This is a genomic window from Intrasporangium sp. (genome assembly GCF_036566125.1).
In the GTDB taxonomy this organism is placed as follows: domain Bacteria; phylum Actinomycetota; class Actinomycetes; order Actinomycetales; family Dermatophilaceae; genus Intrasporangium.
Genome location: NZ_DATCWX010000182.1, coordinates 1 through 9,012, shown reverse-complemented (window position 1 = coordinate 9,012; position 9,012 = coordinate 1). Strand labels below are relative to the sequence as shown.

Annotated in this window: 5 protein-coding genes and 1 pseudogene; all 6 read left to right on the top strand. The window is 70.0% G+C overall.

Annotated elements, in window-relative coordinates; genetic code table 11:
• A pseudogene (locus VIR15_RS10860) lies at window positions 1-221 on the top strand (IclR family transcriptional regulator); the annotation flags it as partial.
• A gap of 170 nt (window positions 222-391) precedes the next feature.
• Window positions 392-1,990, top strand: a complete 1,599-nt coding sequence (locus VIR15_RS10855; RefSeq protein WP_331927492.1) for a hypothetical protein — start codon at window positions 392-394, stop codon at window positions 1,988-1,990.
• A 3-nt stretch (window positions 1,991-1,993) separates the two neighbouring features.
• Window positions 1,994-5,257, top strand: coding sequence for an ATP-binding protein (locus tag VIR15_RS10850; RefSeq protein WP_331927491.1), 3,264 nt, complete (start codon window positions 1,994-1,996; stop codon window positions 5,255-5,257).
• Window positions 5,238-7,325 (top strand): FAD-dependent oxidoreductase, encoded by a 2,088-nt coding sequence (locus tag VIR15_RS10845; protein ID WP_331927490.1) that lies wholly within the window; start codon window positions 5,238-5,240, stop codon window positions 7,323-7,325. The genes VIR15_RS10850 and VIR15_RS10845 overlap by 20 nt, the downstream gene beginning before the upstream one ends.
• The gene (locus VIR15_RS10840; protein WP_331927489.1) at window positions 7,322-7,945 is read left to right on the top strand and encodes a hypothetical protein; all 624 of its coding nucleotides are present in this window, start codon (window positions 7,322-7,324) and stop codon (window positions 7,943-7,945) included. The genes VIR15_RS10845 and VIR15_RS10840 overlap by 4 nt, the downstream gene beginning before the upstream one ends.
• Complete coding sequence (locus tag VIR15_RS10835; RefSeq protein ID WP_331927488.1) at window positions 7,942-8,976, top strand: polyprenyl synthetase family protein; 1,035 nt, start codon at window positions 7,942-7,944, stop codon at window positions 8,974-8,976. The genes VIR15_RS10840 and VIR15_RS10835 overlap by 4 nt, the downstream gene beginning before the upstream one ends.
• The last annotated feature ends 36 nt before the right edge of the window (window positions 8,977-9,012 follow it).

Genomic DNA, 9,012 nt, shown 5'->3' with positions numbered 1-9,012 from the left:
CCGGTCGGGCCGGCTCCGGCGACCTCGTCGTCAGCGTTGGTGAGATCCAGCCAGGGGCCCACGGGCTCGCCGTTCCCATCCTGCCGCTGATCGAGACGGGTCAGCCGGACCATGTCGTCGAGGCCTCCGTCGGTGTGGTCGCACTCGAGCCGATCGACCCCGCGTCTGCCGGACCGCAGCTCGAGCGAGCGGCTCGGGCTCTCTCGACGATCCTGACCTGACGTCGCGGCTGCTCCGTGCCGGGAGCGGTGCTGGGCGCGTACCGCTGGCGCATGAGCCTGTGGCGTTTTCCGGGACAGGGCATGTCGCCTTCCTTACACTTCCGGTAGGCGCCATACACCGAAGTCACCGGTTCACCCGGGCCGGTGGCGTGATAGCTAGGCGGGTCAAAATGGCCAAGCGTACTCCGCGCTCCAGTGGCAAGAACGACGTCCGGGATCCGGCCTACGACGCGCTCCTCAGCCTGCACGCCCAGGCAGGACGTCTTGCTGAGAGCGACCCCGGTCTCATCCCCGGGTTTCACCGGCTGTCCACCGGCGAAGCGCTGCGCGCGGTTGCCGCCGCCCCGGCCGACCAGATCCCCGCGTCCGCACGACTGGGAGTCCTCGCCGACTTGGCCCGTGGTGGATTCCCCGGCCGCGCGGACGACGAGGAGGCCTACCTGGAGCTGGCCAGGTCGGTGGACCAGGTCAGGATCAAGAACGGCAAGCCCATCGACCCGGGGACCCTCCTGAAGGATCTCGAGCAGACGGTGCGAGATCGCGTCCCCTTCTACCAGTCGGAAACCGGCCGGGCCCTGGAGCACCATGAGGCCGCCCTCGTCGGGGAAGACGTGTGCACGGTGCGCACGGTCCGGGTGGGTGGGCTCGAGGCGACGTCGATCTATGCGGAGTTCCAGACCGACGCACCATTCGAGACGGTGGCGGAGTGGATCGACCCCCGCAGCTGGCCCCAGCGCGGGCCGATGCTCTTCAAGCGCATGACGGTGGTGGACGCTGCCGAACCGGTAGCGCTGGGTCCGCCCGGAGCCCCGCACTGGCACGGCGTCTTCCACGAGGAGGTCCAGCTTCTCCAGCGGGTCAACACGCTGCTCCATTGCGACTTCTGGCGCCAGGGGAATGACGCAGCCGGGATGACGTACGACCTCAGTCTCAGCCTCGACAACGAGATCGACGTGGATCGGGGATTCCTCCTCGTCACCAACTCCGGGGGTGACCTCACGGTCAAGGCTCTCAAGATCGTCGGCTTCCGGCTCGACGTCTGGGACACCGTGGCCGGATGGGTCTGTCCGTCGTGGACCGACTTCGTTCGTGCTGCAGCCGAAGGCGGTACCAGGACGTCCGCGAGCCCGGGCTCCTCCTCGAGAGGGGGTTACGGCCCCTCAGGACGCTCTCCGCTGGGAGAGACCTTCGATGCGTGGGTCGACTTCCTCGGTGACTCGGCACGAGCCTATGTCGACCTGTTCGAGGACGTGACAACGCGGGTCAGCACGAGGGGGGTTTCCGCGGCCGAGTGCCTCGACGACGAGCGGAAGCTCTGGTCCAGGCTCGCGAAGGACTGGGCCCAGGCCTGGACACACGGCATGAGCACGCTGGAGGAGGTCTCGCGCGAGGGGATCGACGCTGGTTTCATGCCCCCGGGCGTTCCGCCCGATCGGGGTCGCGGGGCAGCGCGGACGATGACGTCGGGCGCACCCGCTGGCCCACCTGCCGGCGTCGCCGAGGGCACGATCATCCAGATTCCTGGGCTCGGCCCGTCGGAGCGTCTCCAGGTCTCCGACCTCGTCGCCATCGAGGCCGGTGGTGCGATGATCCGCGCCGGCGCGATCCGCGTCAGCGTCGAGCAGGTCGCAGAGCGGCAGTACGGCGTCCGCCTCGAGGTCACCGACCCCACGGCGGCTGCGGGGCTCTACGTGGGCGAGCTGACGAGGGCGGACGGGACAATGTCCACCCCGATCCAGCTCTACGTCTCCAGGGCCGCTGGGGCGTGACGAGTGACTGATCTCGCGGCCCCCGAGGACTCGCGGTTCACGCGGCTGCTCGAACGGCTCCTCACCGCAGCCGAGGCCTCGCTCGCGGCCGGTGATCTCGAGCCGGCCCGGGCGACCGCCGAGGAGGTGCGCGCGGTCGACCCGGACAACGAGCGTGCGGGGACGATCCTGCGGCAGATCGCCGCTCGCCAACGAGCACCGTCGGGCGAGCGAGCCCTGATGACCCTCCTGTTCTCCGACCTGGTCGGCTCGACGTTGCTCTCCGAGCGCGTGGAGCCCGAGCAGCTTCGCGACCTGTTCTCCTTCTACCGCGCGGCCGCCCGTGAGGCGGTGGAGCGCTACAGCGGGCAGCTGATCCAGTTCTCGGGGGACGGCGTTCTCGCGGGCTTCGGGTACCCGGAGCCGCACGAGGACGACGCCCGGCGGGCCGTCCTCGCTGGCCTCGACCTCGGGGTGGCGATGCGGGACGGACGGGCCGAGATGGAGCGGCGCGTCGGCGCGTCTGCGGAGGTGCGGGTGGGGATCCACACCGGGCGGGTCGTCGTCACCGACTTCCGAAACGACGCGAGCGTGGCCGAGCGAGACTCCGTCGTCGGCATCACCCCGAACCTCGCCGCACGGATCCAGGCCACGGCCGAGCCGGGCACGGTGGTGATCAGCGACGTCACTCAGCAGCTGGTGGACACGGACTTCTATCTGCAGTCCCGAGGGGAGTACGAGTTCAAGGGCATCAGCCGGCCCGTCGAGGTCTTCGCCGTCGAAGGCCCCCGGTTCGCGGCCGCGCGTTTTGCGGCCGAACGCTATCGCAGGTCCGGGCTGGTCGGACGGGACGAGCCCCGGGGGACGATGCTCGAGGCCTGGCAGTCGATCCGGACGGATCAGGTCGGAGTGCGGCCCGGCGCCTCGTTTCTCGTCGTCGGCGAGGCGGGAATCGGCAAGTCCCGCCTGGTTGCCGAGGTCCTGGACCGGGTCGAGGCCAGCGCCGGGCGGGTACTCGGAGCGGGTTGCCTGCCCTACTACGCCAACGTGTCCCTGTGGCCGATCGCGCAGATGCTGGAGCGGGCCCTCGGCCTCTCAGGAGGGCCGGACCGCAAGCTGCACGCGCTCGTTGCGCACGTGGTCGATCTGGGCCTGGATCCCGGCCGCAGCGTCCCGTTCCTCTCAGCCCTCGTCGGGGTGCCGGCCTCGCCCGAGTACCCGAGGCCGGAGCTGGACCCGATCGCCTTCCTCGATGAGACCCTGACCCACGTCGTCGAGTGGCTCTCCGCCGTCGCTGGGCGCACGCCTCACCTCCTCGTCGTCGAGGACCTCCACTGGGCCGACCCGTCCACGCTCGCCCTTCTCGGTCGCCTGGTGGCCGCGGCGCCGAGCGGGCTGCTCACGGTCGCCACCACTCGTGACGCGCACCTCGTGCCCTGGACGGAGGCTGTCGACGTCATCCAACTCGACCATCTTGATGCGAATGAAGCGATGAGTCTCGTCACGAACCTGGTTGCAGGGCAGGACCTTTCGGATGACCGGTGCGAGTCGATCATCGCCCAGGCCGACGGGATACCGCTCTTCATCGAAGAGCTGACGCGGTCGTGTCTCGCCGAGGACCGAGCCGAGCCGATGCCATTGCGCCTGCAGGAGCTGTTCACCTGGCGTTTCCGGGCCCCCGGCGTGGACCTGCGCGTCGTGCAGGTCGCCGCGACGGTGGGCCCGACCTTCCTCGCCGGGCTCGTGTCGGCGGTGATGCACGACGATGCCCTCGTCGCCGAGCAGCTGGAGCTGCTCGCCGACCAGGGGATCATCGAGCGCGGCGACCCCGCGTCCGGGAGGTATCGCTTCAGGCACGCACTCATGCGTGACGCGGCATACGAGACCCAAGTGCTCGACGTTCGACGCGAGACCCACGCCCGCGTGGCGGAAGCCATGGCAGCGGAGGGCGCCGAGCCCGCGCTCATCGCCGCCCACCTCGACCTGGCCGGAATGGGGGAGCGGGCCGCCGCGCTCTACGTCGCAGCTGCCCAGGGTGAGCAGGCCAGGGGAGCCCACACGGAGGCCGCCAGGCTCGTCACACGCGCACTCGAGCTCTATGAGAGCCTCCCGGAGTCCGAGGACCGGGACCTCGCCGAGCTCGGCGCCCGGATGCTGCGCGTCCTGAGCATCAGCTCGATGCGTGGCTACGCGGCTCCGGAGGTAGAGGCCGACCACACCCGGGCCGAGGCACTGACGACGGCGCTGGGCAGCCGACCGGAGGTGCTGCCGTCGGTCATCGGGATCTACGGCTATCGCCTGACGAACGGCGACGTGCCGACAGCTCGCATGCTCATCGAGCGCCTCATGGGCATGATCCGTCAGCCGGCCTTCGCGTGGTTCGACCCCGAGGTGGAGGAGTGCGCGGGATACGTGGAGCTGTACCAGGGAAACATCGATGCGGCACGGACCTATCTCGAGCGATCGATGGCGGGATATGAGGGACGCCCGGATGACGCTGTCGTCTCTCCGTACTGGCCGCTGCCCAACGATCCCATGGCTGCATCCGCGATCGGCTTGGCATGCCTTGACGCGCTCCAAGGTGACCTCGAATCGGCGATGCGTTGGGAGGAGCAGGCGGTCGAGCGGGCAGAGGGGCTTGGGTTTCCACGGGGCCCGTTCACGCTCGGCTTCGTCAAGACCTACGCCGCCTGGATCCGGCAGTTTCTCGGCGACGACGTCGGGGCACGGCAGCTGGGGGCGGAGGTCGTGCACGTGGGGCAGCAGCACGGCTACGCCTACTGGATGATGCTCGGCTCCGCCTACGTTGCCACGGCCGTTCCCGGAGGCGAGCCCGACCGCGACTACCTCGAGCAGACGGTGGCCACGCTGCGCCTCATGGGTCACGAGGCGTTCCTTGGGTCAATGCTCGCCCACCTCGCCCGCCTCAATGCGCAGGCCGGTGACCTCGACCGCGCCAGCGAGCTCATCGACGAAGCCGTCGAGGCCGTGCACAAGAGCGGTGAGTACCTCCACCTTCCCGAGCTGCTCCGGCAGCGTGCCGGCTTCGCGCTGAGCCGCGGTGCGGATCCTGACGATGTCGTGGCAGACCTCCAGGGCGCCGTCGACGTGGCGGTCGAGCAAGGGGCGAAGGTCTCCTACCTTCGCGCCGCGCTGGAGCTGGCCCGGCTGCCAGAGCACCGTCGACCCATCGACTGGCGAGCCACGCTCGACCGGGCGAGGCAGGGCCTGCCGCCCTCGTTCAGGTCGGCCGAGAGCGTGGCCGCCGATGCCCTGCTCGCCGACTGACATGGCCGGGCGGCGGGTGGTCATCCTCGGGGGCGGTATGGCGGGCCTCACCACCGCCTGGGAGCTGAGCTCGGGGAAGTGGCAGAACGAGCTGGACTCCATCACCGTGTACCAGCGCGGCTGGCGCCTCGGCGGGAAGGGTGCGAGCAGCCGCGGCCTCCACGGTCGCATCGAGGAACACGGGCTCCATGTCCTCCTCGGCTACTACGACGCGACCTTCCGGCTGCTTCGGGAGGTGTATGCCGAGCTCGACCGCACCGTGACCGACCCCGGTTGTCCGATCCGGGACTGGCGTGACGCGTTCTCGCCCAGCGGTGACGTGGGCCTCGCCGACCATGACGGCACCACCTGGAGTCACTTCGTGACGACGTTCTCAGGCAACTCGGACCTGCCGGGCGAGCCGGGTGCCGAGGATCGGACGCCGGAGCCGCTCGGTGTCGCTGCGCGAGTGCTGCGGCTGCTCGCGGACTTCCACACAGCGGTCGCACCGGAGCCGGCCAGGGCGGGCGTCTATCTGAGCACGTCCGCGGTGCCGAGATCGCAAACATCGGCGATTCACCCTCTCGTCCGCGCCGGAAGGCTCACCACCGCTGCCGGGCTCGTCGTGCTGCTCGATCGCGCCGGCCGCTTCGTGGCCGAACCGGAGCTCCGTGCTCCCGTCGTGGATGCGGTCGCGACCGTGCTCCAGAACTGGCGGGACGACCTTCGCATGGCGGTCAAGGCGAATCCGGCGGCCCGCCGGACCTGGCAGCTGATCGACCTCGTCGCGTCGAATCTCCAGGGCATGGCCGTCGACGGACTGCTGTCCGGGACTGGATACGAGCGGATCGACCACCTGGACTACCGCGAGTGGCTCGCCCTGCATGGTGCGGCCCGAGAGACGCTCGACTCGCCCATCGTCCGAGGCATGTACGACCTCACCTTCGCTTATGAGCGCGGTGACCGGTCACGCCCGCGGTTTGCCGCGGGACTGGGACTGCAGCTCGCCAACCGGATGCTCTTCGACTACAAGGGATCGATCTTCTGGAAGATGCGAGCCGGGATGGGTGAGGTCGTCTTCGCCCCCCTGTACCAAGCGCTCGTCCGGCGCGGCGTCGAGTTCAGGTTCTTCCGGCGGCTCTCGCGGATGCGCCTGGCGGATGACCGGTCGATCGGGTCGATCGAGCTCGTCCGGCAAGCGGAGTTGACCGACGGGCGATACGCATACGACCCGCTGGTGAGCCACGGAGGCCTGCCGTGCTGGCCCGATCGGCCCCTCGCCGACCAGCTCGACCACGATCCCGGGATCCTCGCCGAGTCGCACTGGGCACGAGACGACGGCCGGCCCATCGAGACCCTCGCCGCCGGCGAGGACTTCGACGTGGCAGTGCTCGCAACCTCCCTGGGCATGATCCCCCATGTCGCCGGCGAGCTGCTCGCGGCCGACCCCGCCTGGCAGCGGATGGTCGACCACGTCACGACGGTGGGCACTCGCGCCGCGCAGCTGTGGTTCCGCCGGACGGAGGCGGAGCTCGGCTGGGATGGTCGGCCCGGGGTGACTCTGACCGGGTTGGGCAACAGCTTCGACACCTGGGCGTCGATGTCTCACCTCCTAACCCGTGAGGGATGGCCCGAGCACGACGGACCACGCGGCCTGGCCTACCTGTGCGGGGCAATGTCCGACGACGACCCCGCCTCGGCCGGTCAGCACGTGCGTGAGGACCTGATCCGCTTCCTCGACGAGGAGTCCGGCGCCCTGTGGCCGGCGGCCTCGGGCCCGGATGGCTTTCGGTGGGAAGCGCTGTGGGACGACCGGGGGCGCACCGGCGCGGCGCGGCTCGACGCCCAGTACCTGAGGGCAAACCTCGATCCCTCCGATCGGTACGTCCAGTCGCTGCCCGGCTCAGGGAGACACCGGATCGCACCCGACCGGACCGGCTTCACGAACCTTGCGGTAGCGGGCGACTGGACGGCCTGCGGGCTCGACGCCGGGTGCGTCGAGGCTGCGACCCGGTCCGGAGTGCTCGCGGCGAGAGCCATCCTGTCCGGAACCTGTGGGCCGGCTCCTGCCGAGGAGGTCGTCGCGTGAGCCGGACGCTTGATGCTGCGTCCCACGTGGCACACCTCGTCGGCGATGTCCAGCGCTTCGGCTTCCTCTCCGCCGCCTCCGTGGTGAAGCGCTACACCGAGATCGTCGACCGGGCCATCGCTGGCGCCGGCCTTCTCGCGCCTGACACGGGTGCGCGAGGACCCGCCGGCGACGCGTTGCTCGATGGTGCCATCCGGTTGGCCGAGGCGGGCCTGACGTCGTTCGACACGATGACGGCCCTGCTCCTCGAGGGCCTCCGACCGGATCCCGGTGGACGCGCACCGCAGACGGTGGTCCTTCCCGCGGCAGCTGGAGGCACCACCTCGTTGGCCGCACTGTGGCTTCACAACGCAACAGACACGCCCGTGCGATCAGTGGAGCTCCACGCGACTGCGCTCACCTCGTCGTCGGGAGCAGTCATACCGGCCGAGGCACTGACCCTCACACCCGCGAACGTCGACCTCGTGGCCGCGATGAGCCATCGAGAGGTGAGTGTCCACGTGGCCGTGCCAGCCGGGCAGGCGCCGGGTCACTACCACGGCCTCGTCGTCCTTTCTGCGGCGCCGCAGGAGGCGATCGCACTGTTGCTTCAGGTCCTGCCGTTGGACGGGGAGCCGTGAGCGGGGCGAGTCCCCAGTTCCTCGAGCAGCTCGAGACCTACGCGTCCCAGGCACGCATCGTCGCGGCGTCCTACCTGCCCGAAGGTGGGTTCTCGCCGTACCTCCGCGTCCCGGCCTCCGAGTATCTCCACCGGGGAGGGAAGGGGCTGCGACCTGCCCTGTGCCTGGCCACGTGCAGTGCGTTCGGCGGTGAGGTCGGGGCCGCCCTGCCCTCGGCCGCCGCGATCGAGCTGCTCCACACGGCATTCCTCGTCCACGACGACGTCGAGGATGACAGCGACCTCCGGCGCGGCGAGCCCACCCTTCACCAGAAGTACGGACGCGCGCTGGCGATCAACGCAGGCGACGGCCTTGCGGTGGTGGCGCTCAGTGCGCTGCGGGACAACGAGCGCGCGATCGGACGGCGTCTCGCCGCCAGGGTCTGGTCCGAGTTCGACTTCATGGCGCGGCAGACCGTCGACGGCCAGGCCTGCGAGCTCGGGTGGCAGCGTGATCGGCGGACCGACCTCACGCCGGACGACTACCTCGAGCTCATCATGAAGAAGACGTGCTGGTACACGACCCTCCTGCCGCTGCGGGTCGGCGCGCTGATCGGTTCCAGGGGTGCGCTGGACCTCGAGCCCATGCTCCGGTTCGGGTTCTTCCTCGGTGCCGCCTTCCAGATCCGGGACGACGTGCTCAACCTCACGGGGTCGCAGGCCCTGTACGGCAAGGAGGCGCTCGGCGACCTCCGCGAGGGGAAGCGCACCCTGATGCTCATCCACCTCCTGGCGGCGGCCAACCCGCACGACCGCAAGCAGGTGGTCGGCTACCTCGCCCTCGACCCGGCCCAGCGCTCGGGTGACGTCGCCGAACACGTGCTGGCCATGATGGACGACCATGGGAGCGTCGCCTTCGCAGATGAGTTCGCCCGGGGCATCGCTCGGGCGGCCGGTGTGGCGTTCGAGGAGGCGTTCGCCGCCGCCCCGGACTCCCCGGCTCGGCGCTTCATCCGCGAGCTCGTCACCTACATGGTGGAACGCGACCGCTGAAGCGATCAGCTCTGGACGACGGGCGCACCCTCCAGC